Origin of the sequence: Desertihabitans aurantiacus (genome assembly GCF_003344635.1) — a bacterium.
Taxonomy (GTDB): domain Bacteria; phylum Actinomycetota; class Actinomycetes; order Propionibacteriales; family Propionibacteriaceae; genus Desertihabitans; species Desertihabitans aurantiacus.
Window position 1 is genome coordinate 1 of the sequence record NZ_QPKK01000440.1, and the last position, 1,865, is coordinate 1,865.

The window sequence follows — 1,865 nt, forward strand, 5'->3', positions numbered from 1 at the left end:
CCGTCCGGCACCCCGCCCAGCCGCCCCGCACCGACGCCGCCGGCCGCGCCGACGGCACCCGGCGGCACGTGGTGGTGGTCGGCGGCGGCATCGCCGGGCTGGCCGCGGCCTGCGTGCTGGCCGAGCGGGACGTCCGGGTGACGCTGGTGGAGAAGGAGGACACCCTCGGCGGGCGGGTCCGCTCCTGGCCGCTGCCCCCGCTCGCGCCCGGTGACACCGTGCCCCGGACGATGAGCCGCGGGTTCCACGCCTTCTTCCGCCAGTACTACACGCTGCGCTCGCTGCTGCGCCGCGCCGACCCGGCGCTGTCGGCACTCACCCCGGTCGGGGACTACCCGCTGCAGCTGGCCGGCGGGCACCGCGACTCCTTCACGACCATCCCGCGGACGCCGCCGTGGAGCGTGCTCGGGTTCGTGCTGCAGAGCCCCTCCTTCACCCTGCCCGGGCTGGCCCGGGTGGACGTCGCCCGCGCCCTGGACCTGCTGCGGGTCGACTTCCCCCGCACCTTCCTCGACCTGGACGGGGTGAGCGCCTCGGAGGTGCTGGACCGGCTGCGCTTCCCCGAGGGCGCCCGGCACCTGGCGCTGGAGGTGTTCGCCCGCAGCTTCTTCGCCGACCCCGACGACTTCTCCGGCGGCGAGCTGGTCGGCATGTTCCACAGCTACTTCCTCGGTTCGGCCGAGGGCCTGCTCTTCGACGTCCCGGTCGGCGACTACGACCGGGTGCTGTGGGCCCCGCTCGGGCGCCACCTCGAGCAGCGCGGGGTCGAGGTCCGGCGCGGCTGCACGGTGACCGGGGTCGCCGACGCCGGCGACGGCGTCGTGGTCGGCACCGACGGCGGCGAGCTGGCTGCCGATGCGGTGGTGCTGGCCACCGACCTGCGCCCGCTGCAGCAGCTGGTCGCCGATGCGGGCTGGCTGGGTGACGAGGCGTGGCGCGAGCGGATCGCCTCCCGGCGCAGCGCTCCCCCGTTCGCGGTGTGGCGGATGTGGCTGGACCGCCCGGCCCGGCCCGACGCCCCCGCCTTCCTCGGCACCTCGGGCTTCCCCGGCGGGCTGGACAACGTGACGATGGTGCACCGCTTCGAGGCCGAGGCCCGCGCCTGGGCCGACGCCGCCGACGGATCGGTGGTCGAGCTGCACGCCTATGCCGTCGGCGCCCGCGGCGGCAGCACCGACGAGCCGACCCTGCGGCGCGAGCTACGGGCGTCCCTGTCGCGGCTGCACCCCGAGCTGGACGGGGCCCGGGTGCTGGCCGAGGAGCTGCTGCTGCGCGACGACTGCCCGCTGGTCGACACGGGCCCGTGGCTGGAGCGTCCGGAGGTGGAGACCCCCGACCGCCGGGTGGTGCTCGCCGGCGACGGCATCCGCTGCGACCTGCCGGTGGCGCTGATGGAGCGCGCCGCGGTCACCGGCACCCAGGCCGCCAACGCCCTGCTCGCCCGCTGGGGGGTCCGCGGCGAGGACGTCTGGTCGGTCCCGACCCGCGGCCTCCTCGCCTGACCCACCCTGAACGCCTGTATGTCATCGCGCTCACGCCCGGCGTGTCGCGGCGTGTCGTGCCTCGTCAGGCCTTCGGCGTACACGTTCCCGGGGTCAGCGCACCAGGAGCGGGGCCCGGGCGGCTCGGGCAGGTGTGGACCGCCCTCCCGGCGCGGTGGGCGAGCGTCCCTGCGTGGACGCGTGAGGATGCCCTGACCCCGGGAACGTGTACGCCGGAGCCCGTCAGCGCCCCTCCGACCCCTGGACCGGAGCGCCTCGGAGGCCTAGCGTCGGAGGACGCGCACCCTCAGGAGGACGAGATGACCCGAGCCCGACCCGTCCGGACCCGCTGGTGGACGCTGCCGGTGGCCCTCGGCCTCACCG

1 protein-coding gene is annotated in these 1,865 nt (G+C 76.4%); it reads left to right on the forward strand.

The genetic code is table 11. The features are described 5' to 3' along the window. Nucleotides 1-1,502: FAD-dependent oxidoreductase (locus DVA66_RS19955; RefSeq protein WP_114561532.1), on the forward strand; the 1,502-nt coding region annotated here is incomplete at its 5' end. Between the last annotated feature and the right edge of the window lie 363 nt (nucleotides 1,503-1,865).